25 protein-coding genes and 1 other annotated feature are annotated in these 25,679 nt (G+C 50.3%); of the genes, 24 read left to right on the forward strand and 1 reads right to left on the reverse strand.

Annotated features, from left to right (window positions below; genetic code table 11):
* Window positions 1-127: 127 nt before the first annotated feature.
* Window positions 128-523, reverse strand: coding sequence for a hypothetical protein (locus MKY64_RS31195; protein WP_036692322.1), 396 nt, complete (start codon window positions 521-523; stop codon window positions 128-130).
* 209 nt (window positions 524-732) lie between these two features.
* On the opposite strand from MKY64_RS31195, the gene MKY64_RS31200 reads away from it, so the two are divergent.
* From MKY64_RS31200 to fusA, 24 genes are all read left to right on the forward strand, one after another.
* On the forward strand, window positions 733-1,821 hold the full coding sequence (locus MKY64_RS31200; RefSeq protein WP_339251625.1) for a PIN/TRAM domain-containing protein: 1,089 nt from the start codon (window positions 733-735) through the stop codon (window positions 1,819-1,821).
* 100 nt (window positions 1,822-1,921) lie between these two features.
* Window positions 1,922-2,620: a 2-C-methyl-D-erythritol 4-phosphate cytidylyltransferase gene (gene ispD / locus MKY64_RS31205; RefSeq protein ID WP_036721883.1), complete on the forward strand. Its 699-nt coding sequence runs from the start codon at window positions 1,922-1,924 to the stop codon at window positions 2,618-2,620.
* A complete protein-coding gene (ispF, locus tag MKY64_RS31210; RefSeq protein ID WP_076081728.1) occupies window positions 2,617-3,105 on the forward strand; it encodes a 2-C-methyl-D-erythritol 2,4-cyclodiphosphate synthase in 489 nt (162 codons plus the stop codon). The genes ispD and ispF overlap by 4 nt, the downstream gene beginning before the upstream one ends.
* Window positions 3,106-3,163: 58 nt before the next feature.
* Entirely contained in the window at window positions 3,164-4,627 is a 1,464-nt protein-coding gene (gltX, locus tag MKY64_RS31215) for a glutamate--tRNA ligase (protein WP_036721880.1), read from the forward strand.
* A 436-nt stretch (window positions 4,628-5,063) separates the two neighbouring features.
* Window positions 5,064-5,756, forward strand: coding sequence for a serine O-acetyltransferase (cysE, locus tag MKY64_RS31220; RefSeq protein WP_036721878.1), 693 nt, complete (start codon window positions 5,064-5,066; stop codon window positions 5,754-5,756).
* A 51-nt stretch (window positions 5,757-5,807) separates the two neighbouring features.
* Window positions 5,808-7,214, forward strand: a complete 1,407-nt coding sequence (gene cysS, locus MKY64_RS31225; protein ID WP_340957834.1) for a cysteine--tRNA ligase — start codon at window positions 5,808-5,810, stop codon at window positions 7,212-7,214.
* Window positions 7,211-7,648: a Mini-ribonuclease 3 gene (locus MKY64_RS31230; protein ID WP_036721873.1), complete on the forward strand. Its 438-nt coding sequence runs from the start codon at window positions 7,211-7,213 to the stop codon at window positions 7,646-7,648. Before cysS ends, MKY64_RS31230 begins: the two co-directional genes overlap by 4 nt.
* A 24-nt stretch (window positions 7,649-7,672) precedes the next feature.
* Window positions 7,673-8,434 carry a 23S rRNA (guanosine(2251)-2'-O)-methyltransferase RlmB gene (rlmB, locus tag MKY64_RS31235; RefSeq protein ID WP_036721871.1) on the forward strand — a complete coding sequence of 254 codons (762 nt, stop codon included), beginning with the start codon at window positions 7,673-7,675 and terminating at the stop codon, window positions 8,432-8,434.
* 2 nt (window positions 8,435-8,436) lie between these two features.
* Window positions 8,437-8,958: an NYN domain-containing protein gene (locus MKY64_RS31240; RefSeq protein WP_036692346.1), complete on the forward strand. Its 522-nt coding sequence runs from the start codon at window positions 8,437-8,439 to the stop codon at window positions 8,956-8,958.
* A 161-nt stretch (window positions 8,959-9,119) separates the two neighbouring features.
* A complete protein-coding gene (gene sigH / locus MKY64_RS31245; protein ID WP_036721868.1) occupies window positions 9,120-9,764 on the forward strand; it encodes an RNA polymerase sporulation sigma factor SigH in 645 nt (214 codons plus the stop codon).
* A gap of 362 nt (window positions 9,765-10,126) precedes the next feature.
* On the forward strand, window positions 10,127-10,276 hold the full coding sequence (rpmG, locus tag MKY64_RS31250) for a 50S ribosomal protein L33 (protein WP_074086515.1): 150 nt from the start codon (window positions 10,127-10,129) through the stop codon (window positions 10,274-10,276).
* 21 nt (window positions 10,277-10,297) lie between these two features.
* Window positions 10,298-10,489: a preprotein translocase subunit SecE gene (secE, locus tag MKY64_RS31255; RefSeq protein WP_036692354.1), complete on the forward strand. Its 192-nt coding sequence runs from the start codon at window positions 10,298-10,300 to the stop codon at window positions 10,487-10,489.
* A gap of 21 nt (window positions 10,490-10,510) precedes the next feature.
* Window positions 10,511-11,044 carry a transcription termination/antitermination protein NusG gene (gene nusG, locus MKY64_RS31260; protein ID WP_020427084.1) on the forward strand — a complete coding sequence of 178 codons (534 nt, stop codon included), beginning with the start codon at window positions 10,511-10,513 and terminating at the stop codon, window positions 11,042-11,044.
* 75 nt (window positions 11,045-11,119) lie between these two features.
* Window positions 11,120-11,545, forward strand: a complete 426-nt coding sequence (rplK, locus tag MKY64_RS31265) for a 50S ribosomal protein L11 (RefSeq protein ID WP_019908208.1) — start codon at window positions 11,120-11,122, stop codon at window positions 11,543-11,545.
* A gap of 80 nt (window positions 11,546-11,625) precedes the next feature.
* The gene (gene rplA / locus MKY64_RS31270; RefSeq protein ID WP_036692357.1) at window positions 11,626-12,318 is read left to right on the forward strand and encodes a 50S ribosomal protein L1; all 693 of its coding nucleotides are present in this window, start codon (window positions 11,626-11,628) and stop codon (window positions 12,316-12,318) included.
* A gap of 68 nt (window positions 12,319-12,386) precedes the next feature.
* Window positions 12,387-12,540, forward strand: a sequence feature (ribosomal protein L10 leader region).
* Between the two features lie 64 nt (window positions 12,541-12,604).
* Window positions 12,605-13,108 carry a 50S ribosomal protein L10 gene (gene rplJ / locus MKY64_RS31275; protein ID WP_036721864.1) on the forward strand — a complete coding sequence of 168 codons (504 nt, stop codon included), beginning with the start codon at window positions 12,605-12,607 and terminating at the stop codon, window positions 13,106-13,108.
* Between the two features lie 63 nt (window positions 13,109-13,171).
* Window positions 13,172-13,531, forward strand: coding sequence for a 50S ribosomal protein L7/L12 (rplL, locus tag MKY64_RS31280; RefSeq protein WP_036721862.1), 360 nt, complete (start codon window positions 13,172-13,174; stop codon window positions 13,529-13,531).
* A gap of 136 nt (window positions 13,532-13,667) precedes the next feature.
* The gene (locus MKY64_RS31285) at window positions 13,668-14,264 is read left to right on the forward strand and encodes a class I SAM-dependent methyltransferase (RefSeq protein WP_339311760.1); all 597 of its coding nucleotides are present in this window, start codon (window positions 13,668-13,670) and stop codon (window positions 14,262-14,264) included.
* 425 nt (window positions 14,265-14,689) lie between these two features.
* Entirely contained in the window at window positions 14,690-18,235 is a 3,546-nt protein-coding gene (gene rpoB / locus MKY64_RS31290) for a DNA-directed RNA polymerase subunit beta (protein WP_036721858.1), read from the forward strand.
* A 113-nt stretch (window positions 18,236-18,348) separates the two neighbouring features.
* Entirely contained in the window at window positions 18,349-21,960 is a 3,612-nt protein-coding gene (rpoC, locus tag MKY64_RS31295; RefSeq protein WP_036721855.1) for a DNA-directed RNA polymerase subunit beta', read from the forward strand.
* Between the two features lie 179 nt (window positions 21,961-22,139).
* Window positions 22,140-22,391 (forward strand): ribosomal L7Ae/L30e/S12e/Gadd45 family protein, encoded by a 252-nt coding sequence (locus MKY64_RS31300; RefSeq protein WP_036692367.1) that lies wholly within the window; start codon window positions 22,140-22,142, stop codon window positions 22,389-22,391.
* Between the two features lie 134 nt (window positions 22,392-22,525).
* Window positions 22,526-22,945: a 30S ribosomal protein S12 gene (gene rpsL, locus MKY64_RS31305; protein ID WP_036721853.1), complete on the forward strand. Its 420-nt coding sequence runs from the start codon at window positions 22,526-22,528 to the stop codon at window positions 22,943-22,945.
* A 45-nt stretch (window positions 22,946-22,990) separates the two neighbouring features.
* A complete protein-coding gene (gene rpsG, locus MKY64_RS31310; protein ID WP_020427074.1) occupies window positions 22,991-23,461 on the forward strand; it encodes a 30S ribosomal protein S7 in 471 nt (156 codons plus the stop codon).
* Between the two features lie 47 nt (window positions 23,462-23,508).
* Window positions 23,509-25,587 (forward strand): elongation factor G, encoded by a 2,079-nt coding sequence (gene fusA, locus MKY64_RS31315; protein ID WP_036721851.1) that lies wholly within the window; start codon window positions 23,509-23,511, stop codon window positions 25,585-25,587.
* Window positions 25,588-25,679: the final 92 nt, after the last annotated feature.

Genomic DNA, 25,679 nt, shown 5'->3' on the forward strand with positions numbered 1-25,679 from the left:
AAGGCATTGCCTTTCCTGAATATCAGGAGAGTGCAATGCCTTTTTGCTGCCTGCGGGAAGGGAAGTATACGGAATAAGGTTCCCCCGGAGCTGGCGGAATGGATGAAGGAGAGCGCGGACGGTCTGCTCAGGACAAGTTGAACAACCCGAGTGTTGCGCATTTCTGCGATTCCTTGGCGACAACCTCGTCCATATTGATAGCAAGCAAATTGCAGAGTGCAGACATGTAGAACAGCTCGCGGCCCAGCTCGGAGCCAATGACCTCGCGGCAGTTCTCACACAGCTCCCCTGCCAGATGGGTTCCGGCAAGCTCCTTGGCTTGCTCAAGGCCTAGAGTGGGCTCGAAGACCTGCTTGGTGGCATGCAGCTGAATGCAGCCGCATTCGGTAATGGCTTTGACGACAGCCCGGTTGACGGAAGCACTGCTCTGTCCGTTCTTGGACATGACATCCAGAAGACTACGGTGACGGAGCAGCAGTTCGGAGACTTGATCCTGGAAGGCCTGTAAACTTGGTGCGCTCATTTTCCATTCACCCCTGGGTTCGAATTGAATTCATTATATGCCAGGGTCTCCCTCATTTTCAACCAGGAATAGCAGTTTACGGCAACAGAACCGGACGAAATTCGGGGCTTGCAGAAAAAATAACGCGCTCCCGGATTATCGTCCTAAAAATTGGAACATACTGGTGAGGTATAGAGGATTGATGGATGAATAAAAGGAGGTGCGAGGTTATGTGGAAAAAGTCTGTTTTGATACTTGCCGGGTGTTGTGGAGCCTGGTCCGGTTATTCGCTATATCACGCGGCAGAAAGAGGGTTCCCGGTAGGCCTTGGGAAACTGGAGGATAGCTTGCCTATGGAAGGAAGCATTTTGTTTGCGGTGCTGGGTGCCATTATTTTTCTGATTGCGGGGACTTTATGCGCGGAATGGGCAAGTTCAAAGCTGCGGGAGATGGTTGCGTATTGCTCGGGTATCCCGATGAATGAGCTTGCTGCAGGCGCAGCAGGGCTTACGGGAGGTCTGCTGCTGTCTCTGCTGCTGTATCCCGCTATGTCCTGGCTGGGTAAAGCAGGTGAGCTGCTGCAGGTAGCTGCTACGCTTGCTCTGGGCTATATGGGCCTGCGGATCGGGCTGGAAAAGAAGGAGGAGCTGGCTTCGCTCTGGAACACCGGACGCTGGGCACGCTCTGCTGAACCGGAGGAACGTGGAACTCAGGAGCATAAAATCCTCGATACTAGCGTGATTATTGACGGGAGGATTGCTGACATCTGTAAAACGGGCTTCATCGAAGGCACGATTGTTATTCCTGAGTTCGTGCTGGAGGAGCTGCAGCATATTGCGGATTCATCGGATCTGCTGAAGCGTAACCGCGGACGCAGAGGGCTTGATATTCTGAATAAGATTCAGAAAGAGCTGGACGTTAAGGTGCTGATCTATGAAGGGGATTTCGAGGAGATCTCAGAAGTGGACAGCAAGCTGGTCAAGCTGGCGAAAGTACTGCACGGCAAGGTCGTCACCAACGACTTTAACCTTAACAAGGTATGCGAGCTGCAGGGAGTGTCGGTGCTGAATATTAATGACTTGGCGAATGCAGTGAAGCCGGTGGTTCTGCCGGGCGAAGAGATCATTGTTCAGGTGATCAAGGATGGTAAAGAACATGGACAAGGCGTAGCCTATCTGGACGATGGCACGATGATTGTGGTGGAGGGCGGCCGGGATTATATCGGCACTACGATGGAGGTTCTGGTGACGAGCGTGCTGCAGACATCGGCAGGACGGATGATTTTTGCCAAACCGAAGCTTCTGGAAAAAGCACAATAAGTTCAGCTGTGGTCTCCGGCAGCACCCTTTCGGGCTTGGAAATGCCAGCCAAACACGTTATGATGGGAGTATACGTGAAAGAAAGACAGGAGCCGAAAGCATGTCAAACAGTGTTGGCGTCGTTATCGTAGCGGCAGGCAGAGGAACCCGGATGGGAACGGCAGAGAGCAAGCAATATTTGCTGCTGCAGGGCAAGCCGATACTCGTGCATACCCTGGAGGTATTCCAGCGGCATAAGCTGATCTCCGAGATTGTGCTTGTCACCGGGGAAGAGGATGTGCAGCGCTGTAAGCAATGGGTACAAGCCTTCAAGCTGGATAAAGTAGCTGCGGTCATTCCTGGGGGAACGGAGCGCCAGCACTCGGTACGCCGCGGACTGGATGAACTTAAGACCCATTGGGTCATGGTTCATGACGGGGTAAGGCCGTTCGTACAGGACAGCGAGATAGAAGCTTGCTACGAGCGGGCGCAGTCCGCCGGAGCGTCGGTGCTTGCAGTACCGGTTAAGGATACGATCAAGCAGGTCGACAGTGAAGGCAAGGTGCTGTCAACGCCGGACCGGCGAAGTCTGTGGGCGATTCAGACCCCGCAGACTTTTCGTTTGTCCGATCTGCTGTCCGCCTATGAGGAGGCAGAGCGGGACGGTTTTCTCGGGACAGATGATTCCAGTCTGGCGGAACGCAGCGGCATTACCGTGTCAGTTGTAGAAGGAAGCTACATGAATATTAAGATCACGACGCCGGAGGACTTGGATTTCGCTGAATTCACAGTAAGAAGCAGGGGAGAGGGACACAGATGATTGCTGTAGGACAAGGATTTGACGTACACCAGCTGGTTGAGGGAAGGCCGTGTATTATCGGCGGAGTGACGATTCCTTATGAGAAGGGGCTGCTGGGGCATTCCGATGCGGATGTGCTGCTGCATGCGGTAAGCGACGCTATACTGGGAGCGCTGGGCCTTGGGGATATCGGCAGACATTTTCCCGATACCGATCCGGCCTTCAAGGATGCAGACAGCCTGAAGCTGCTGGAGCAGGTATGGGCACTTGCGCGTGAGCGCGGATACCGGCTGGGGAATATCGATTCAACCATCATAGCGCAACAACCGAAGATGGCGCCTTATATTCCGCAGATGACGGAGATTATTGCCCGCACGCTGAACGCTGACGTATCGAAGGTGAATGTAAAAGCAACAACGACCGAGCAGCTTGGCTTCGCAGGGCGCGGAGAGGGAATTGCCGCCCAATCTATTGTTTGTCTGCTGCAAGATGTGATATCATCGTGAGATGGCTTTAGCGTAAGTAAAGGCCTGATTTCAACCAATATGAAGCGGAGGGAAACCCATGGCGGATCAAGTTCGGGTGCGTTACGCACCGAGCCCTACGGGACATTTACATATCGGAAATGCCAGAACAGCCTTGTTTAACTATCTGTTCGCCCGCAATCTGGGCGGCAAATTCATTATCCGGATCGAAGATACGGATCTTAAGCGCAACATTGCAGAAGGTGAAGAGAGCCAGCTGAAGTATTTGAAGTGGCTGGGAATCGATTGGGATGAAAGCGTGGATGTAGGCGGCGAATACGGGCCTTACCGCCAGACTGAACGTCTGGATCTGTACCGTGTCTACTGGCAGGATCTGCTGGACCGCGGCCTGGCTTACCGCTGCTATTGCACAGAGGAAGAGCTGGAGGCTGAACGCGAGGAGCAGACGGCACGCGGCGAAACCCCGCGTTATTCCGGCAAACACCGTAATCTGACCGAGGAGCAGCGCCTGGCCTTTGAGGCAGAGGGACGCGTGGCCAGCATCCGTTTCCTTGTTCCGGAAGACCGCACTTATACCTTCAATGATATCGTAAAAGGCAGCATTTCGTTCAACAGCAAAGAAATGGGTGACTTCGTCATCGTGAAGAAGGACGGTATTCCGACCTATAACTTCGCTGTAGCGGTGGACGACCATCTGATGGCTATCTCCCATGTGCTGCGCGGAGAAGATCATATCTCCAATACCCCGCGCCAGCTCATGATTTATGAGGCACTGGGCTGGGAAGCTCCGCTCTTCGGACATATGACGCTGATTGTCGGCGATGACCATAAGAAGCTGAGCAAACGGAATGAATCGATCATTCAGTTTATTGAACAGTACGATCAGCTCGGCTACCTGCCGGAAGCTCTATTCAACTTCATCACCCTGCTGGGCTGGTCGCCTGAGGGTGAAGAGGAGATCTTCACCAAGGAAGAGCTGATCTCGATCTTTACGGCGGACCGTCTGTCGAAGAGCCCGGCAGTGTTCGATACGAACAAGCTGGCGCATCTGAACAATCACTATATCAAGCATGCCGATCCTAAGCGGATAGCGGCACTTGCCATTCCTCATTTGCAGAAGGCGGGCCGTCTGCCTGAGGTACTCAGTGAGGAGCAGCAGAGCTGGGCGGAGAGCCTGGTTGCGCTGTACCAGGAGCAAATGACAGCTGCGTCGGATATTGTCGCCCTCTCCGAGCTGTTCTTCCGCAGCCACCTGGAGCTGGAGACCGAAGCGGCAGGGGTGCTTGCCGAAGCTCAGGTTCCTGAAGTGCTGTCCGCATTTCTGGCCAAAGTGGAGGCTGCCGAAGATTTCAGCGCCCCGCATATGGCTGTTCTGATCAAGGAAGTGCAGAAGGAGACCGGTCACAAAGGCAAAGCGCTGTTTATGCCGATTCGTGTCGCTCTTACCGGACAGATGCATGGCCGCGACTTGAATGCAACGATTGCGCTGCTTGGCCGCAGCCGGGTGATCGAACGCCTGAAATCACAAATCAAAGGCGCTTAGGGCAGGGACATGCAAGGGGAGAAGACCCTTGTCAGTTCTGCGGCTTTTCGCTAAGATAGAAGGATATAAGAATAGCTGGGATCAGGAAAAGTAGGCGTGTACAGACAATTACCAGAGAGAATAACCGCTTAAGGGCGAATGCCCTTGCAGGCTGGGAGTTATTCATTTGTCTGCCGCTGAAAATGCACCTGTGAGCTGCATGGTTGAATGTCCCTGGGCGGGGCTGTAGACTGTGCCGGGCTGTCGCCGTTACAGACACCAAGAGGAACACCGGATACAGCGGCTGCGAAGTGTAACAGCTCTGGCATATACGAATGTTCAAGCAGAGTGGGACCGCGGTTAAACGTCTCTGCAGCTATCATGCTGCAGGGGCGTTTTTTGTTGAAATATAAGAATGTAACTTGAAATATAGCATCCAAAGAAGAGGGGAACCGCGATGTTTAAGCATATCAAGTCGGACATTCGGGCAGTATTCGACAATGATCCCGCTGCCCGCAGCAGGTTCGAGGTCGTCTTCACCTACGCCGGGCTTCATGCGATCTGGGCACACCGGATGGCCCACTCTTTTTATAAACGCCGCTGGTTTACCCTGGCACGCATGGTCTCGCAGATCAGCCGGTTCATGACGGGAGTGGAGATTCATCCGGGCGCGGTCATCGGCAGCCGGTTGTTTATTGACCACGGAATGGGTATTGTCATTGGTGAGACCTGTGAGATTGGCGATGATGTTATTATCTATCAGGGAGTTACACTCGGGGGGACCGGCAAAGAGAAGGGCAAGCGGCACCCTACCGTCGGCAACAATGTAGTCATCGGCTCTGGTGCCAAAGTACTGGGTTCCTTCCGGATCGGCGATAATTCTAATATCGGCTCTAACGCAGTCGTGCTGCGTGAAGTGCCTAACAACAGCACGGTAGTCGGCAATCCCGGGCGTGTAGTCAAGCGTAACGGCGAACGTGTATCCGACCGGCTGGATCATACCAAGATGCCTGACCCGCTAATCGATTCCCTCAAGTTCCTGCAGAAGGAGATTGAGGAGCTAAGAGAAAAGATGGGTGCTGAAGATAAGCAGAAGCAGGAACAGCGGCGGCTCGAAAGCCAGCAATATATCGGCGATTACGAAATTTAAGAGCACCGGCATTTCAGAAATCCGGGGACAATAGAAAGGGTTGGGACAAGAATGGCTTTGCACATTTACAACACAATGACGCGCACGAAGGAAGAATTTGTACCGCAGGAGCCGGATAAGGTGAAGATGTACGTCTGCGGACCCACGGTCTACGGCTATATGCATATCGGGAATGCAAGACCGGTCATTGTTTTTGACATGGTGCGCAACTACCTGGAGACGCTTGGTAATGAAGTCCGCTATCTGACAAATTTCACCGATGTAGATGATAAAATGATCCGCAAGGCGGAGGAGCTGAACATCACCGTAGCCGAGGTTGCCGAAATGTTCATTGCCGCCTACCAGGAGGATCTGGCCGGGCTGGGCGTGAAGCCTGCGACGATGAATCCGCGCGTTACGGAGAGCATGGACACGATTATCGAGTTCATTAAGGAGCTTGAAGACAAAGGCTACGCGTATGAGAACGGCGGAGATGTGTATTACCGTACCGGGAAATTTGCCAATTACGGCAAGCTGTCCCGCCAGAATCTGGAGGAGCTGCGCTTCGGTATCCGTGTCGAGGTGGATTCGCGCAAGGAGAACCAGGAGGATTTCGTACTCTGGAAGGCAGCCAAGCCGGGCGAAGTGCACTGGTCCAGTCCATGGGGAGAGGGCCGTCCAGGCTGGCATATTGAATGCTCGGCGATGGTGCGTGAATATTTGGGTACAACGATCGACATTCACGGCGGCGGAGAGGATTTGAAATTCCCGCATCATGAATGCGAATGTGCCCAGACCGAAGCGCTGACGGGTGAACCGCTGTCGAATTACTGGATGCATAATGCTTTTCTGAATATCGGTGACGAGAAAATGTCAAAGTCGCTGGGGAATGGCCTCCTCGTGAAGGATATCCGCGCGCGCTTCAAGCAGGGTGCTATCCGTTACTTCATGCTATCCAGCCATTACCGCAATCCGCTGAACTTCACCGAGGAAGCACTGCTGTCTGCTGAGAAAAGCGTAGAGCGGATCGCTCTGGCAGAAGGCAATGTGAAGCACCGCCTTGAGCTGTTGGCGGAGGGGGCAGAGGGTGAGGCAAGTCTGCAGGTTACGGAGCGGCTGGCCGCTATCCTTAGCAACTTCCATGCGCGGATGCAGGATGATTTCAATACACCGGACGCTATTACGGCGGTGTTCGACTGGGTGAGCCTGGCGAACCTTACGCTTGCTGATCCTGAGGCGAATCCGGCTGACTTCGCCGCGCTGCTGAAGGCTTTTGCCGAGATGAATGCGGTGCTTCGCCTCACGGTAGAGACTGAGGAAGAAGTGGCAAGCGAAGAGGTGGAACGCCTGATTGCAGAGCGTGTGGAAGCGCGCAAGAACAAGAACTGGAGCCGGTCGGATGAAATCCGCGATGAGCTGAATGCGCTGGGAATTCTGCTGGAAGATACTCCACAGGGAATGCGGTGGCGGCGCAAATGAACGGGCTGTTTGATCTGAACCGCGCCTGGTTCCCGTATGAACCCTCTAAGCCTGCCCATCTGCTGCCTCCAATCGTCCTTGCTTATGCAGGTGACGCTATCTACGAAGTTGCAGTCCGGCAGTATCTGATCTCGCTGCCTAATTTGCGCCCCCAGCATCTGCACCGGTCGGCGACCGGACTGGTCTCCGCCAGAGCTCAGAGCAACATTCTTGCTTATCTGGACCCGGTGCTCACCGAGGATGAGAAGGATGTGGTCAGACGGGGGCGCAATGCCAAATCCGGCAGCATTCCCAAAAATGCGGATGTGCTGGAATACCGCCACGCCACTGCTTTTGAATGCATGATCGGCTATTTATATTACACAGGACAGCAAGCGAGAATCCAGGAGCTTGTTCACAGCAGTATCGAATATATGATGCACCGCCCCAAGTGAGTATACAGAACAGGAGATAAAACAATGGAAGAATTGAGAACTGAAGAGGAAATACTGGCAGGCAAGCATTCGGTGCTTGAAGCCCTTAGAGCGGGACGTACACTCAACAAAATATGGATCGCCGAAACTGCACAAAAGCACCTGACCGCACCTATCGTTGCGGAAGCGCGCAAGGCGGGCATTGTCATTCAGCATGTAGACAAGCGCAAGCTGGATCAGCTTGCACCTGGCGTTCAGCACCAGGGAGTGGTGGCGCAAGCGGCGCCTTTTGCCTACACGGAGGTTGCTGATATTCTGGCAATTGCTGAAGCCAAGGGAGAACCGCCGTTTCTGCTCCTGCTGGACGAAATTGAAGATCCGCATAACCTCGGGTCTATCCTGCGTACGGCTGACTGCACAGGTGTGCACGGAGTCATTGTGCCGAAGCGCCGCTCTGCGCAGATTACAGCTACCGTATCCAAGACCTCGGCTGGTGCAGTCGAATATGTGCCTGTGGCCCGCGTAACGAATCTGGGACAGACCATTGACCGGCTGAAGGAGCAGGGAGTCTGGGTAGTCGGCACGGATGTGGATACCGATCAGAATCTGTTCGGATCGGATATTGTCACCGGGCCGGTAGCAGTGGTGATCGGCAATGAGAACAAGGGGATGGGCCGCCTGATCCGTGAGAAATGCGATGTGCTGCTTAAGCTGCCGATGGCCGGAAGAATCAACTCTCTGAATGCTTCAGTAGCAGCGGGCGTAATCATGTACGAGGTACTCCGCCGCCGCCAAGAACAGGGATAACTATGGCAGACTGGCGCGATATCCTGCTCGTGGACGGATACAATATGATCGGCGGCTGGCCGGAGCTTGCGGCATTGTCGCAGACCGGTATGCAGGGGGCACGCGACCGGCTGCTCGATATGCTGGCCGATTATCAGGCATTCTCCGGGCTGCGCGTCATTGCCGTATTCGATGCCTACCGTGTGCCGGGACTGGGCAGGTCGTTTGAACAAGGGAAGATCCAGGTCTTCTTCACCAAGGAGAAGGAAACGGCAGATGAATGCATCGAACGGCTGGTTGGGGAATTCACGCACCGCCGCAGACAGATCTCGGTAGCCACCAGCGATTTTGTGGAGCAGCATGTCGTTTTTGCCCAGGGCGCACTCCGGATTTCAGCCAGGGAACTGAGGCTTGAGATTGAGGAGAACCAGAAGCAGGTGAAGAAGGCGATCGAGCCGGGAAGCGTGAGCGGGACCCGTCACTCGCTTGAAGACAAGCTGCCGCCGGAGACACGTAAACGGCTGGAGGACTGGCGCAGGCAGTAGGACAGGAATAGCAGTTGCCCCTCACGAGAAAATGACATAATATGTTATTGAAGATTGTTTTTGGACAAATCCGGTTGACGGTGTAAGGTAACATAATATATACTGTTCCTATATTTCGAGAAGTAACGATGTGTCTTGCGTTGCAGCCGGGGGGATTCTTGGTGAGTGTCGACCTCAAGGAAATAATGCTGTCCGAGTATGATTTCATAAGTGATGAAGAAATTGTCGAGATCTTCCGTGGTGGCGACAGTGGCGCATTGGAGCATTTAATTAACAAGTACCGTAATTTTGTGCGTGCCAAGGCCCGTTCCTATTTTTTGATCGGGGCAGATCGTGAAGATATTGTGCAGGAAGGCATGATTGGCTTATACAAGGCCATCCGTGACTTCAAGGGTGACAAGCTGTCATCGTTCAAGGCCTTTGCCGAGCTGTGCATTACCCGTCAGATTATAACCGCCATTAAGACCGCTACCCGCCAGAAGCATATTCCGCTTAATTCATATGTCTCGTTAGACAAGCCCATCTATGATGAGGACTCCGACCGGACATTGATGGATGTGATATGCGGAAGTCAGGTGCTGGACCCGGAAGAGCTGATTATCAACCAGGAGGAGTTCATCGGACTGGAAGATAAGATGGCCGAGATTCTGAGTGATCTGGAACGCAAGGTTCTGATGCTCTATCTGGATGGACGTTCCTATCAGGAGATTGCCGAGGATTTGAAGCGGCATGTGAAGTCCATTGACAATGCTTTGCAGCGTGTGAAACGTAAATTGGAAAGATATCTGGAAGTGCGTGACAATTAATGATATAATGACTAGGAAGGCTCGGGACTCGAGTCTTTTTTTAGTGTCCGCTAGATTTGGATACGACGAATTTACAATTGCTGAAACGTTGGATGATGGCAGGTTTATACACAAGCGGATTGCAGCATAATGATTATGGAAGACAGCTAGCGGTAAAAGAAGAAACAGGATCAAAGATGACTTATGGCATAAGGCTACAGCACCCGGAATTACCCAGTGCGATGGGGGAAACTTTCGTTGACACAGACATTGATATTATGCTAAAGTGTTTTAGGTAGGCCTAAATTCGCGGCTTTTTTTTGAATCAATATCTACGTCTTCTAATTTGATGATTAGAAGTACGTCTTCGGGAGGTGCACATCATGCGGGTAATTATCACTTTGGCTTGTACAAGTTGCAAACAAAGAAACTATGCAACAACCAAAAACAAGCGAAATCACCCCGACCGCTTGGAGATGAAGAAATTTTGCAAGTTCTGTAACGAGCAAACTCCTCATCGCGAAACCAGATAGTCTTTTGGAGGTGTAGTCGGCGTGAAACGTAGTTTCAAGTCTTTGTTTTCCTTTTTCACTGAGAGCTGGAGTGAACTCAAAAAGGTTCGCTGGCCTAGCCGTAAAGAACTGAAGAACTATACATTGATCGTTCTCGGTACAATTGTAGTTATTTCTCTTTACTTCTGGGTTCTGGACATCGGTATTTCCGCTGTGATTGAAGCGATTATTTAGAGAGGTCCCAGGTGGCTTGATATGGAAAAAAGATGGTATGTTGTTCATACCTATTCCGGGTATGAGAATAAGGTCAAGGCCAATTTGGAAAAACGCGTTGAGTCCATGGGCATGGAAGACAAAATATTCCGCGTTCTTGTTCCTATGGAAGAAGAGCTGGTAAACAAGGATGGCAAGAAAAAAACTGTCATGCGCAAAGTTTACCCTGGTTACGTTTTGGTCGAAATGGTTCAGACTGATGATTCCTGGTATGTTGTCCGCAATACGCCGGGCGTTACCGGATTTGTCGGTTCAACTGGTTCGGGCTCTAAGCCTACCGCTCTGCTACCCGAAGAGGTTGAACAGATTCTGAAGCATATGGGCATGGTTGAACCTAAAGCGAAGATTGATTTCGAAATTAAGGAATCCGTACGTATTATGGTCGGTCCATTTGCGAATTTTGTGGGCTCCGTGGAAGAAATTTTGGCAGACAAAAGCAAGATCAAGGTACATGTCAACATGTTTGGACGGGAAACCCCGCTGGAGTTGGATTTCACTCAAGTGGAGAAGATATAACAAGCACAAGGGTTTCTTGTGGGAGAATGCTGTTTAGCATTCGAATACCACTATTTACGCAAGGAGGTGTCACTCATGGCTAAAAAAGTTATTAAAATGGTGAAACTGCAGATTCCTGCAGGGAAAGCGAATCCAGCGCCTCCAGTAGGTCCGGCGTTAGGTCAAGCGGGTGTCAACATCATGGCATTCTGTAAGGAATTCAACGCTCGTACTGCCGACCAGGCTGGTCTGATCATCCCGGTTGAAATTACTGTATTTGAAGACCGTTCGTTTACCTTCATCACCAAAACTCCTCCGGCTGCTGTTCTGCTTCGCATCGCTGCAAAAGTAGAAAAAGGCTCCGGTGAACCAAACAAGAAAAAAGTAGCGAAGCTGGGCCGCGCAGCGGTTCGTGAAATCGCTGAAACCAAAATGCCCGATCTGAACGCTGCATCTGTTGAAGCTGCAATGCGTATGGTTGAAGGTACTGCCCGCAGTATGGGAATCACAATCGAAGACTAATATGTATTCGATGAACCGGTCATTCATGACCGCAATATGTGGGAGGAATTTCCGCTAATACCACAAAGGAGGAACATTTCATGGCTAAACATGGTAAGAAGTACCAAGAATCCGCGAAGCTGATCAACAGCGAAGCGACTTACGAGCCTTCAGAAGCTGTAGAGCTTGTGAAAAAGGCGGCAACTGCCAAATTCGACGAAACCGTTGAAGCAGCAGTTCGTCTGGGTGTAGACCCGCGTAAACAAGACCAGGCAGTTCGTGGTGTTGTTGTCCTGCCTCACGGCACAGGCAAAACACAACGCGTGCTTGTATTTGCAAAAGGTGAAAAAGCGAAGGAAGCGGAAGCTGCTGGCGCTGATTTTGTTGGTGATGCTGATATGATCAACAAGATTCAACAGGGCTGGTTCGAATTCGACGTCTGCGTAGCTACACCTGATATGATGAGTGAAGTCGGTAAACTGGGTCGTCTGCTCGGTGGTAAAGGTCTCATGCCTAACCCTAAAGCAGGTACAGTTACTTTCGACGTTACCAAGGCTGTTCAAGAAATCAAAGCCGGTAAGATCGAATACCGTCTTGACAAAGCGGGCCAAATTCACGCGCCAATCGGCAAAGTGTCTTTCAACGCTGAACAACTGAACGAGAACCTTAAAGCTCTTATGGACGCTCTGAACCGTGCGAAACCGGCTGCTGCCAAAGGTGTATACCTTAAAGGCATCGCTATTTCGTCCACAATGGGACCTAGCGCTCGTGTGAACGCGGCTGCTTTCAGATAATTAAAGGTTGACTCCTCGAGTTATCTTTGATAATCTATAACAGTTGTAAACATTAAGGTGATCAATCTTAAATGTGAATATGCTTACCGTAGACAGTAGGTGCCGTAGGGCTTAATTTCCTACCGAGGTGTTGTGATAGAAACAAAAAGTGCCAGGCTCGCCTGATTAACTTTCCGTTTTATCAAGCCTTCGTGAATCTGCGGAGGCTTTTCTAATGCCTGCGTAGGAACGGCGGAGTTTCTCCGGAATAACCGCCGTGACATAAATTTTCAGGAGGTGTATATAATTGGCAAATGCAAAAGTAATCCAAGCTAAACAGGATGCGGTTGATGTTGTGACTGGCAAACTGCAGAACAGTGTCTCCACTGTTGTTGCAGACTACCGCGGATTGAACGTATCGCAAGTGACTGAACTGCGTAAGCAGCTTCGTGAAGCTGGCGTTGAGTTTCAAGTCCTGAAGAACACATTGCTTCGCCGTGCAACTGCGGCAGCTGAGCTGACTGATCTGGACGCTGTCCTGACGGGTCCTACAGCGATCGCATTCAGCGAGACTGATGCGGTAGTAGCAGCTAAGATTCTAAATGACTTCGCTAAGAAGAACGACGCTTTGAAACTGAAAGGCGGCGTTGTAGAAGGTAAAGTTATCGATGCGGACCAACTGAAAGCACTGGCTGAACTGCCATCCCGCGATGGTTTGCTCTCCATGCTGCTTAGCGTGCTTCAAGCTCCAATGCGCAACTTCGCGCTTGCAGTTAAAGCTGTTGCTGAGAAAGAAGAACAAAGCGCGTAAGCCTTTGCTTCCAGCTTCATAATCAAGACCACATACCAATTCAAATATAATGGAGGTTCAATCATGAGCAAAGAAACAATCTTAGAAGAAATTAAAGGCATGAGCGTACTGGAACTGAACGACCTGGTAAAAGCAATCGAAGAAGAATTCGGCGTAACTGCAGCAGCTCCAGTAGCAGCTGGCGGCGCTGTAGCAGCTGTTGAAGCTGAACAGTCCGAATTCGACGTAATTTTGACAAGCGCTGGCGCTTCCAAAATCAACGTTATCAAAATCGTTCGCGAAATCACAGGTCTTGGCTTGAAAGAAGCTAAAGAAGTTGTAGATAACGCTCCAAAAGCAATCAAAGAAAAAGTAAGCAAAGAAGAAGCCGAAGCTACCAAAGCAAAATTGGAAGAAGCAGGCGCAGCTGTAGAAGTAAAATAAGTTGATTCAATAGGTACTGCCCCGGGGCAGAAGTCATTCTCTCCGGTTTCCGCAACCCCCTTGAACTTGTTCAAGGGGGTTGCTCTATAAGGGAGCCTTGCAGGTATGTGTAGTTCAACGTGAAAGGGAGGATAGTATGTCGCAGCATTATTACTCGCAGCAGCCGGAAGCGCGTCATGACAGACGCAGCATCGATACGGAGCTGAGAGGCAAACGCCTACGCTTTACCAGCGACGCCGGTGTTTTTTCAAAAGGAGATATTGATCATGGCAGCCGTGTTCTGATTGAGGCGATGGAGATTCCGGAGGATGCGAAGGTGCTGGATGTGGGTTGTGGTTACGGGCCTATAGGGATTAGTGCGGCGCATCTCGCTTCCAAGGGACATGTAACGATGATTGATATCAACAGCCGTGCGGTAGAGCTTGCCCGCGAGAATGCGCAGCATAATGGAATCCGCAATGTTACGGTGATGGAAAGTGATGTGCTATCGGCAGTAGAGGGGCAGTCCTTCGATGTGATTCTAACCAACCCGCCGATTCGCGCCGGCAAGGCCGTAGTTCATGCGATTTTTGAACAGGCGTATGATCATTTGAATGAGGGCGGTTGTCTGTGGGTTGTCATTCAGAAGAAGCAGGGTGCGCCGTCGGCGGTTGCCAAGCTGGAGAGTATGTTTGCAGTGGTAGAAGAAGTAGGGAAAGACAAGGGCTATAGAATCTTAAAAGCTCAAAAATAAATAATAATACTCATTGACATGCGATGTCCGTAGTGGTATTATTATAAAATGTCAGTATTAAGCTAGGCTCCATGTCTTTAGTTTGCTGAAATGTCAAGTGATATATTGTCGCCCGGTAAGCGCATGCCGCACGGCAGGTTTTTGCGAATTCCGTTCTCTATGTTCCTGTCACGGCGAAGGTCGCCGGGGCAATAGATAATAGCGCATGAACTGTAGCCTGGTGACGTATAATACGCACGTTTTGGGCAAATCTACTGGATAAGGAGTATTTTGGCCGTGGATAGATGTGCTCTTTTTTCGAAAGATTTCGATAAGGGGCTTTTCTGTATTTATGGCTGAATCCTTGTGTTATGGTTCCATTATACGGGTCCAAACAAGGGTTCGCAATCAATTTTTAAGTGAGTAGACATGAGGGGTGAGTAAAGTTGGCAGGACATCTTGTTCAGTATGGTCGACGCACTCGGCGGAGCTATGCGAGAATTAACGAGGTACTCGAGGTCCCGAACCTGATCGAGATCCAACAAAAATCTTATGATTGGTTTTTGGAGGAAGGATTGCGGGAAATGTTCCAGGACATCTCGCCGATCCAGGATTTCACAGGGAATTTGGTACTAGAGTTCATTGATTACAGCCTGGGTGAACCGAAGTACACGGTTGACGACGCTAAAGAGCGGGACGTAACATATGCAGCACCTCTGCGTGTGAAGGTGCGTCTCATCAATAAGGAGACCGGTGAGGTTAAAGAGCAGGAAGTGTTCATGGGAGATTTCCCTCTGATGACGGAAACCGGCACTTTTATTATCAATGGTGCGGAACGGGTTATTGTCAGCCAGTTGGTTCGCTCTCCAAGCGTCTATTTCAGCACAAAAGTGGATAAGAATGGCAAAAAAACTTACACCGCCACAGTAATTCCAAATCGCGGAGCCTGGCTGGAGCTTGAGACCGACGCTAAGGACATCATGTATGTCCGTATCGACCGGACTCGTAAGATCCCGGTAACAGTCCTCTTGCGTGCTCTGGGCTTCGGCAGTGATGCTGAAATTCTGGAACTGCTTGGCAATGATGAATATATTCGCAACACGCTGGATAAAGACAACACGGATTCCACGGAGAAGGCGCTTATTGAAATCTACGAGCGTCTGCGTCCGGGCGAACCACCTACACTTGATAATGCCAAGAGCTTGCTCGTCGCACGTTTCTTTGATCCGAAACGTTATGATTTGGCCAATGTAGGCCGTTACAAAATCAACAAAAAGCTGCATATTAAGAATCGTCTGTTCAATCAGCGTCTGGCACAGCCTTTGGTTGATGAATCTACCGGAGAAATCCTGGCAGAATCCGGCCAAATGGTGGACCGCCGCCTGCTTGATGAGCTGATTCCTTATTTCGAGAAGAGTATGGCTGCCAAAAACTACCGTGTAACCGGCGGTGTAATGGACAGCGAAGATATTCCGCTTCAGACCATTGACGTATTCTCGCCAATCGAAGAAGGCCGTATCATCAAACTGATCGCCAATGGCAACATTGATAAATCGGTTAAGCATATTACTCAGGCTGATATTATATCCTCAATCAGCTACTTTATTAATTTGCTGCATGGTATCGGCAACACGGATGATATTGACCATCTGGGTAACCGCCGTCTGCGTTCTGTAGGTGAGCTTCTGCAGAATCAGTTCCGGATCGGTCTATCCCGTATGGAGCGCGTAGTCCGCGAGAGAATGTCGATTCAGGATGCCAATGCGATTACACCGCAGGCGCTGATCAACATCCGTCCGGTTATCGCATCGATCAAAGAGTTCTTCGGCAGTTCGCAGCTGTCCCAGTTCATGGATCAGACGAACCCGCTTGCCGAGCTTACGCATAAGCGCCGTCTGTCTGCACTCGGACCCGGCGGTCTGACTCGTGAACGCGCAGGTTTTGAAGTCCGCGACGTCCATCACAGTCACTATGGCCGTATGTGTCCTATCGAGACTCCGGAAGGTCCGAATATCGGTCTGATCAACTCCTTGTCCACCTTCGCCCGCATCAATGAATACGGCTTTATCGAAGCTCCGTATCGTTGGGTAGATCCGAAGACTGGTAAGGTAACTGAGCAAATCGATTATCTGACTGCCGATGAAGAAGATAACTATGTAGTTGCACAGGCGAATGTACTGATCGATGAGGATGGCTCCTTTAAGGAAGACCAGGTTATCGTTCGTTACAACAAGGATTCAGACAACATCACTACTATGCCTAGCAACCGTGTAGACTACATGGACGTTTCGCCAAAACAGGTCGTATCGGTCGCAACGGCGCTCATTCCGTTCCTTGAGAACGATGACTCCAACCGCGCACTGATGGGATCGAACATGCAGCGTCAGGCTGTTCCGCTTCTTATTCCTAAGGCTCCGCTTGTAGGGACAGGGATGGAGCATAAGTCTGCTAAAGACTCCGGCGTATGTATTGTCTCCAAATATGACGGTATTATCGAACGCTCCTCTGCCAATGAAATCTGGCTGCGCCGTGTTGAGGCAGTTGAAGGCAAGGAAGTCAAAGGCGATATCGTTAAATATAAATTACACAAATTCATGCGTTCGAACCAGGGTACCTGTATTAACCAGCGTCCGCTGGCTAAACGTGGGGATATCGTCAAAAAAGGTGACATCCTGGCAGATGGACCTTCCACAGAAATGGGCGAACTTGCGCTTGGCCGCAACGTAGTCGTTGCGTTCATGACTTGGGAAGGCTACAACTACGAGGATGCGATCCTGCTGAGTGAGAAGCTGGTGAAGGAAGATGTATACACTTCGATCCACATCGAGGAATACGAATCCGAAGCCCGTGATACGAAGCTCGGACCTGAAGAGATCACACGTGATATTCCTAACGTCGGTGAAGAGGCGCTCCGCAATCTGGATGAGCGCGGAATTATCCGTATCGGTGCGGAAATCAATGCCGGCGATATTCTGGTAGGTAAGGTTACTCCGAAGGGTGTAACTGAGCTGACTGCTGAGGAACGCCTGCTGCATGCGATCTTCGGTGAGAAGGCCCGTGAAGTTCGTGATACCTCCCTGCGTGTTCCGCATGGTAGTGATGGTATTATCGTTGACGTCAAAGTATTCACACGTGAGAACGGCGATGAGCTGCCTCCTGGCGTGAATCAGCTGGTTCGTGTCTACATCGCCCAGAAGCGTAAAATTTCTGAAGGTGACAAGATGGCCGGACGTCACGGTAACAAGGGTGTCGTTGCCCGTATCCTGCCAGAAGAAGATATGCCGTTCCTTCCTGACGGTACGCCGGTACAGGTTGTCCTGAACCCGCTGGGCGTTCCTTCCCGTATGAACATCGGACAGGTGCTTGAAGTCCATATTGGTATGGCTGCACTGCGTCTAGGTATCCACGTGGCTACTCCGGTATTCGACGGAGCCCGTGAGTATGACGTGTTCGATACGATGGAAGAAGCCGGTATGCAGCGTAATGGTAAGACTGTGCTGTATGACGGACGTACAGGCGAGCGCTTCGAGCGTGAGGTTACTGTCGGCGTCATGCACATGATCAAGCTTGCGCACATGGTTGACGATAAGATTCATGCCCGTTCCACAGGTCCTTACTCACTCGTTACACAACAGCCACTGGGCGGTAAAGCTCAGTTCGGCGGACAGCGTTTCGGGGAGATGGAAGTGTGGGCGCTTGAAGCTTACGGCGCGGCGTATACACTGCAAGAGATTTTGACCGTGAAATCCGATGATGTGGTCGGCCGTGTGAAAACGTACGAATCCATTGTCAAAGGTGAAAATGTTCCAGAACCGGGTGTACCGGAATCGTTCAAGGTATTGATCAAGGAACTGCAGTCGCTCGGGATGGATGTCAAAATCCTCAGCGGTGACGAGCAGGAGATCGAGATGAAGGAACTGGACGATGAGGACGAGACGTCAGGCGATAAGCTGAGCCTCAATTTGGAAGGCGCAGAAGTCGGCATAGAGTAGTTCACCAGCAAGCCAATAATTTCATTACACAAAGGACCATGCCCTCTGTTGACTTCAGCGTCAAGAGAGGGCTGTGGTACTAAATCAGGATATAGGTTAAGGAGGGTTGCTCCTTGTTGGACGTTAACAATTTTGAATTTATGAAAATCGGGCTCGCTTCCCCGGAAAAAATTCGTTCTTGGTCCCGCGGAGAAGTTAAAAAACCGGAAACCATTAACTATCGTACATTGAAACCGGAAAAAGAGGGTCTCTTTTGCGAACGTATTTTTGGACCGCAAAAGGACTGGGAATGTCACTGTGGTAAATACAAACGCGTCCGTTATAAGGGCGTAGTGTGCGACCGCTGCGGCGTGGAAGTTACCCGCGCTAAAGTCCGCCGCGAACGTATGGGCCACATCGAACTGGCAGCTCCTGTATCTCATATCTGGTATTTCAAAGGTATTCCAAGCCGTATGGGTCTGGCGCTGGATATGTCTCCTAGATCGCTCGAAGAGATTATCTACTTTGCATCTTATGTTGTAACTGATCCAGGGGAAACTCCGCTGGAAAAGAAGCAGCTGTTGTCCGAGAAAGAATACCGCAGCTACCGTGAGAAATATGGCTACGGATTCCAGGCCGGCATGGGTGCAGAAGCTGTCAAAAAGCTGCTTCAGGATATCGACATCGATAAAGAACTGGAATTCCTCAAAGAAGAGCTGCGTACCGCTCAAGGCCAGCGCCGCAACCGGGCAATCAAACGTCTGGAAGTCATTGAGGCCTTCCGCAACTCCGGCAACAAGCCTGACTGGATGATCATGGATGTACTCCCGGTTATCCCTCCGGAGCTTCGTCCAATGGTTCAGCTTGATGGCGGCCGTTTTGCTACGTCTGACCTTAATGACCTGTACCGCCGTGTAATTAACCGGAACAACCGTCTGAAAAGACTGCTGGACCTCGGCGCGCCTGACATTATCGTTCAGAATGAGAAACGGATGCTTCAGGAAGCTGTAGATGCGCTGATTGACAACGGCCGCCGCGGCCGTCCTGTAACAGGACCAGGTAACCGTCCGCTCAAATCGCTCAGCCATATGCTGAAAGGTAAACAGGGACGTTTCCGCCAGAACTTGCTCGGTAAACGTGTTGACTATTCCGGCCGTTCGGTTATCGTCGTAGGACCTTACCTGAAGATGTACCAATGCGGTCTTCCTAAGAAGATGGCACTGGAGCTGTTCAAACCGTTTGTAATGAAAGAACTGGTTAACAAAGGGCTAGCCCACAACATAAAGAGCGCGAAGCGCAAGGTTGAGCGCGTAAGTCCTGAAGTATGGGATGTGCTTGAAGAGGTAATCAGAGAGCATCCGGTTCTGCTGAACCGTGCCCCTACGCTGCATAGACTGGGTATCCAGGCGTTCGAACCAATTCTGGTAGAAGGTCACGCGATCCGTCTTCACCCGCTCGTATGTACGGCTTACAATGCCGACTTTGACGGTGACCAGATGGCGGTACACGTTCCTCTGTCCGCTGAGGCTCAAGCTGAAGCCCGTATTCTCATGCTGGCGTCCGGTAACATCCTGAACCCTAAGGACGGCAAGCCGGTCGTTACCCCTTCCCAGGATATGGTCCTTGGTACGTTCTACCTGACCATGGACAACAAGGAAGAAAAGGGTACCGGGATGATCCTGCGTAACGTGAATGAAGCGGTCTCTGCTTATCAGCGCGGAACTGCAGGTCTGCATGCACGTGTTGCTATTCCTGTTAAGGCTCTGGGTAAAACCAGCTTCACAGAAGCGCAGCAGAATGCTCTGCTGATCACTACTGTGGGTAAGATTATCTTCAACGAAATCTATCCAAGCAGCTTCCCGTATATCAACGAAGCTACCAAAACTAACCTGCTGCAGGGAACTCCTGAGAAGTACTTCATCTATGAAAAGGGTGCGGATGTCCGCGAACTGATCATGGCAGCTCCGGAAGCCAGTGCTGTAGGTAAAGAATATCTGGGCCTCATTATCGCCCGCTGCTTTGAGACGTATCACACCACCAAGACTTCAGTGATTCTGGATAAAATTAAGCAACTCGGCTTTACGTACTCTACACGTTCCGGTGTTACGGTTGCCGTATCGGATGTTATCGTGCCTGAGGAAAAAGCTACCATTCTTAAGGAATCCGAAGCTAAGGTTGATGTGGTTGCGAATCAATACCGCCGTGGTCTGATTACCAATGATGAGCGGTATGACCGCGTTATCGAGATTTGGTCGAAGACCAAGGATGATCTGACTAACGTATTGCTTAAATCAATGGACCGCTTCAACTCCATCATGCTCATGGTCGACTCCAAGGCGCGTGGTAACAAATCGCAGATCACCCAGCTCGGTGGGATGCGTGGTCTGATGGCAACACCTTCGGGCCGAATCTTTGAATTGCCAATCAAAGCGAACTTCCGTGAAGGTCTAACCGTCCTCGAGTACTTTATCTCCACTCACGGAGCGCGTAAAGGTCTGGCCGATACAGCGCTGCGTACAGCGGATTCCGGGTACCTGACGCGCCGTCTGGTTGACGTAGCGCAGGATGTTATTGTCCGTGAAGAAGATTGTGGTACTGATAAAGGCTTCATGGTTAGCCGGATTCAGGATGGCAAGGAAGTCATTGAGGATCTCTACGACCGTATTGAAGGCCGTTATTCCTTCGAGACCGTCCGTCATCCTGAGACGAAGGAAATCATCGTTCACCGTAACGATCTGATTGACTCGGATAAGGCTGAAGAAATCGTGAATGCTGGCGTGACCAAGCTGCAGATCCGCTCTGTACTGAGCTGCCGTGCCCGTCACGGTGTCTGCAAGAAGTGCTACGGACGTAACCTGGCAACAGGTAAATTCGTGGAAATCGGGGAGGCTGTCGGTATTATTGCCGCACAATCCATCGGTGAACCGGGAACACAGCTTACCATGCGTACGTTCCATACCGGTGGTGTAGCCGGAGACGATATTACGCAAGGTTTGCCGCGTATCCAGGAGCTGTTTGAAGCCCGTAACCCTAAAGGTCAGGCTACAATCAGTGAGATTGACGGGGTAGTTAAGGAAATCCGCGAAACCAAGGACCGCCGCGAGATCGAAGTCCAGGGTGAAGCAGAGTCCAAAACGTATTCCATCACTTACGGCTCCCGTCTGCGTGTCAGCGAAGGCCAGGAGATTGAGGCCGGCGATGAATTAACAGACGGTTCAATTGACCCTAAAGAAATGCTGCGTATCAAAGGGATCCGCGGGGTACAGAACTACATTCTGCAAGAAGTACAGCGTGTATACCGTAACCAGGGCGTTGAAATCAATGATAAGCACATTGAAGTTATGATCAAGCAGATGCTGCGCAAAATCCGTATTATCGATGCCGGAGATACCAGTCTCCTGCCGGGTGCATTTGCGGATATTCATGAATATGAAGCAGCCAACAAGGAAGCCATTCTTGCCGGCAATGAACCAGCAGTCGCCAAACCGGTTCTGCTCGGGATTACCAAGGCCTCCCTGGAAACTGATTCATTCCTGTCTGCGGCATCCTTCCAGGAAACTACCCGCGTCTTAACAGATGCAGCTATTAAGGGTAAAGTGGATAAGCTGCTCGGTCTGAAAGAGAATGTAATCATCGGTAAGCTGATTCCTGCAGGTACAGGCATGAATCGTTACCGTAATGTGAAGCTGAGCGATCCGAATGCTGAAAGCAGTGAAGAAGCTTTAGAGCCGGTACCCGCTGAATAATTGAATACTCATGGCAAGCAGTATCCGCGTCACGCAGAAATCTGGCGTGACGCGGCTGTCTGCTGTGATTATTAATAAATTTATTGTCGTTTTTCTTGACATCATGTGCTGAGGATGCTAATATGTCTAAGGTGCGTGAGTAGTCTTGTCATTCTTATTCAGTGGAGGTAATGATTTTCATGACTGATGACAGAGGGTTACAGGATGCTCAGGTCAAGATCGGTTCCAAGCAAACCGTCAAGGCGGTGGAGTTGGGCCAAGCCGCAGAAGTCTATGTGGCAGAGGACGGAGATCAACGGCTTACTTCCAGAATTGTAATGCTTTGCAACAAACAAGGTGTGAAGGTCACTTATGTGGACACGATGCTGAATTTGGGCAAGGCCTGCGGTATAGAAGTTGGTGCTGCGATGGCAGCCGTCTTAAAACAATAGCAGCAAGAGAACGTTTTTGTACCGGGGTACACTTCGGCAGCAAGGACTTTTCATTTGTCTTTTTATGAACCACCTGGGTCTGTGGACTTAATGTTTGTAAATTGACTATCATTTCAGGAAGGGGGTGGCACAACATGCCAACTATTAATCAATTGGTTCGTAAAGGCCGTCAAGCCAAAATCGAAAAATCCAAATCTCCCGCTCTTCAAAAAGGGTTCAACGCCCTCAAGCGTGAGGCTACAAATTTGAGCGCTCCGCAGAAACGCGGTGTATGCACTCGTGTAGGCACAATGACTCCACGTAAACCAAACTCAGCACTTCGTAAGTATGCCCGTGTTCGTCTGACGAACCGTCTTGAGGTGACTGCTTACATTCCGGGTATCGGACACAACCTTCAAGAGCACAGTGTAGTATTGCTGCGCGGAGGTAAAGTTAAGGACCTTGCAGGAGTTCGTTACCACATCGTTCGTGGTGCACTGGATACTGCAGGTGTTGCTAACCGGATGCAGGCTCGCTCCAAGTATGGTGCGAAACGTCCTAAAGTCAAGAAATAAGATGAGCTTATCCGAATAATAACCATATAAGAAAGGGGGATATCCATGCCACGCAAAGGTCCAGTTACTAAAAGAGATGTATTGCCAGATCCATTGTATAATAGCAAGTTGGTTACTCGTTTGATCAACCGTATTATGCTGGGTGGTAAAAGAGGTGTCGCTCAAAGCATTTTGTACAATTCGTTCAAGTTGATTCAAGAACGTACAGGTAAAGAGCCGATGGAAGTTTTCGAAGCTGCCATCAAGAATATCATGCCTGTATTGGAAGTTAAAGCTCGTCGTGTCGGCGGTGCTAACTACCAAGTACCTATTGAGGTTAAACCTGAAAGACGTACTGCTTTGGGATTACGTTGGCTTGTAAACTACTCACGCAACCGCGGTGAGAAGACTATGGAAGAACGTTTGGCGGCTGAGATTATTGATGCTTCCAACAACACAGGCGCTTCCGTTAAGAAACGTGAAGACACACACAAGATGGCTGAAGCGAACAAAGCGTTTGCTCACTACCGCTGGTAGGATTGCAGTCGTTCAAATAACTTCTATTTTGAAAGGAGATCCATTTCATGGCAAGAGAGTTCTCCTTAAAAAATACGCGTAATATCGGGATCATGGCGCATATTGATGCTGGTAAGACTACTACCACTGAGCGGATTCTATTCTACACAGGCCGTACGCACAAAATCGGTGAAGTTCACGAGGGTGCTGCTACAATGGACTGGATGGAACAAGAACAGGAGCGCGGAATCACGATTACTTCCGCTGCTACAACTGCTGCATGGAAGGGTCACCGCATCAATATCATTGATACCCCAGGACACGTTGACTTCACCGTTGAAGTTGAACGTTCCCTGCGTGTATTGGATGGGGCAGTTGGTGTATTTAGTGCGAAAGAGGGCGTAGAACCTCAGTCAGAAACCGTATGGAGACAGGCTGACCGTTACAACGTTCCACGGATCGCATATGTGAACAAAATGGACATTATCGGTGCGGATTTCCTTAACGTTATCGAAACGATGCGTGATCGTCTTCAAGCCAATGCAGTTGCTATTCAACTGCCAATCGGTGCAGAAAATGATTTCGCAGGTATCATCGACCTCGTTGAGCAAAAAGCACATATGTTCAGAGATGATTTGGGCCAAAATATTGAAGTTACGGATATTCCGGAAGAATATTTGGCAAAGGTTGAGGAACTGCGTCTTGAGCTGATCGAGAAAGTTGCTGAACTTGATGAAGATCTGACTATGAAGTACCTGGAAGGCGAAGAAATTACTATTCCGGAAATCAAAGCTGCTCTGCGCAAAGGCGTAGTTGAAGTTAAAATTTTCCCAGTAATTTGCGGCTCTTCCTACCGGAACAAAGGGATTCAGCTTATGCTGGATGCTGTTGTTGATTACTTGCCTTCACCTTTGGATGTACCGGCTATTACGGGTCATCTGGAGGATGGAACAGAAGCGGAACGTCATCCTTCGGATGAAGAGCCATTCGGTGCCTTGGCATTTAAGATCATGACAGACCCTTATGTTGGTAAACTCACGTTCTTCCGTGTATACTCCGGTATCCTGGAATCAGGTTCTTATGTAATTAACGCTACTAAGGGCAAACGTGAGCGTATTGGGCGTATCCTGCAGATGCATGCGAACAGCCGTCAAGAAATCTCCATCGTTTACGCTGGTGATATCGCGGCAGCCGTTGGTCTGAAGGACACTAGTACAGGCGATACACTCTGCGACGAGAAGCATCCGATCATTCTGGAATCCATGAACTTTCCAGATCCGGTTATCGAAATCGCAGTCGAGCCAAAAACCAAAGCTGACCAAGATAAACTGGGTGTTGCTCTCGGAAAGTTGACTGAAGAGGATCCTACTCTTCGCGCTCACACTGATGAAGAAACAGGCCAAACCATCCTGGCAGGTATGGGTGAGCTTCACTTGGACATCATCATCGACCGTATGCGTCGTGAATTCAAAGTAGAAACCAATGTGGGTAAACCGCAGGTTGCCTACCGCGAAACGTTCAAGGCATCTGCCCGCGTAGAAGGCAAGTTTGTTCGCCAATCCGGCGGTCGCGGTCAGTACGGTCACGTATGGGTTGAGTTTGAACCCCTCGAGCCAGGTACTGGCAGCCAATTCGAAAGTAAAGTTGTCGGTGGCTCGGTTCCAAGAGAATACATCGCTCCTGCACTTGCCGGTATTGAAGAGCAAATGAAGAACGGCGTTATTGCAGGCTTCCCGCTTGTTGACGTTAAAGCTACCATCGTAGATGGTTCTTACCATGATGTTGACTCCAACGAAATGGCGTTCAAAATTGCCGGTTCGATGGCGCTTAAAGCTGCAAAAGAAAAATGTCAACCTGCATTGCTTGAGCCAATCATGAAAGTGGAAGTAACTGTTCCTGAGGAATACATGGGCGATGTAATGGGTATGCTGAACTCCCGTCGCGGTAGAATCGAAGGTATGGATTCCCGTGGTGGAGCGCAAATTATCCGTGCGAAGGTGCCTTTGTCCGAAATGTTCGGATACTCCACAACACTCCGTTCCGGTACTCAAGGACGCGGCGTATTCTCAATGGAGCTTTCTCACTATGAAGAAGTACCTAAATCCATTGCTGAAGAAATCGTAGCCAAGAACAAAGGCGGAGAATAAGCTTAATTTTTAACTTGCCGTCCGGGTATAACACTTAAGTCACCTTAGAACTGCAAATAGGCGGACGGCTCAAATATATGGACCCCACAATA

Source organism: Paenibacillus sp. FSL R7-0210 (assembly GCF_038009085.1).
In the GTDB taxonomy this organism is placed as follows: domain Bacteria; phylum Bacillota; class Bacilli; order Paenibacillales; family Paenibacillaceae; genus Paenibacillus_AQ; species Paenibacillus_AQ silagei.

Coding starts and splice junctions, on each gene's coding strand:
- MKY64_RS31195 (WP_036692322.1), bottom strand. CDS start 523: ATGAGCGCACCAAGTTTACAGGCCTTCCAGGATCAAGTCTCCGAACTG.
- MKY64_RS31200 (WP_339251625.1), top strand. CDS start 733: ATGTGGAAAAAGTCTGTTTTGATACTTGCCGGGTGTTGTGGAGCCTGG.
- ispD (WP_036721883.1), top strand. CDS start 1,922: ATGTCAAACAGTGTTGGCGTCGTTATCGTAGCGGCAGGCAGAGGAACC.
- ispF (WP_076081728.1), top strand. CDS start 2,617: ATGATTGCTGTAGGACAAGGATTTGACGTACACCAGCTGGTTGAGGGA.
- gltX (WP_036721880.1), top strand. CDS start 3,164: ATGGCGGATCAAGTTCGGGTGCGTTACGCACCGAGCCCTACGGGACAT.
- cysE (WP_036721878.1), top strand. CDS start 5,064: ATGTTTAAGCATATCAAGTCGGACATTCGGGCAGTATTCGACAATGAT.
- cysS (WP_340957834.1), top strand. CDS start 5,808: ATGGCTTTGCACATTTACAACACAATGACGCGCACGAAGGAAGAATTT.
- MKY64_RS31230 (WP_036721873.1), top strand. CDS start 7,211: ATGAACGGGCTGTTTGATCTGAACCGCGCCTGGTTCCCGTATGAACCC.
- rlmB (WP_036721871.1), top strand. CDS start 7,673: ATGGAAGAATTGAGAACTGAAGAGGAAATACTGGCAGGCAAGCATTCG.
- MKY64_RS31240 (WP_036692346.1), top strand. CDS start 8,437: ATGGCAGACTGGCGCGATATCCTGCTCGTGGACGGATACAATATGATC.
- rpmG (WP_074086515.1), top strand. CDS start 10,127: ATGCGGGTAATTATCACTTTGGCTTGTACAAGTTGCAAACAAAGAAAC.
- nusG (WP_020427084.1), top strand. CDS start 10,511: ATGGAAAAAAGATGGTATGTTGTTCATACCTATTCCGGGTATGAGAAT.
- rplK (WP_019908208.1), top strand. CDS start 11,120: ATGGCTAAAAAAGTTATTAAAATGGTGAAACTGCAGATTCCTGCAGGG.
- rplA (WP_036692357.1), top strand. CDS start 11,626: ATGGCTAAACATGGTAAGAAGTACCAAGAATCCGCGAAGCTGATCAAC.
- rplL (WP_036721862.1), top strand. CDS start 13,172: ATGAGCAAAGAAACAATCTTAGAAGAAATTAAAGGCATGAGCGTACTG.
- MKY64_RS31285 (WP_339311760.1), top strand. CDS start 13,668: ATGTCGCAGCATTATTACTCGCAGCAGCCGGAAGCGCGTCATGACAGA.
- MKY64_RS31300 (WP_036692367.1), top strand. CDS start 22,140: ATGACTGATGACAGAGGGTTACAGGATGCTCAGGTCAAGATCGGTTCC.
- rpsL (WP_036721853.1), top strand. CDS start 22,526: ATGCCAACTATTAATCAATTGGTTCGTAAAGGCCGTCAAGCCAAAATC.
- rpsG (WP_020427074.1), top strand. CDS start 22,991: ATGCCACGCAAAGGTCCAGTTACTAAAAGAGATGTATTGCCAGATCCA.
- fusA (WP_036721851.1), top strand. CDS start 23,509: ATGGCAAGAGAGTTCTCCTTAAAAAATACGCGTAATATCGGGATCATG.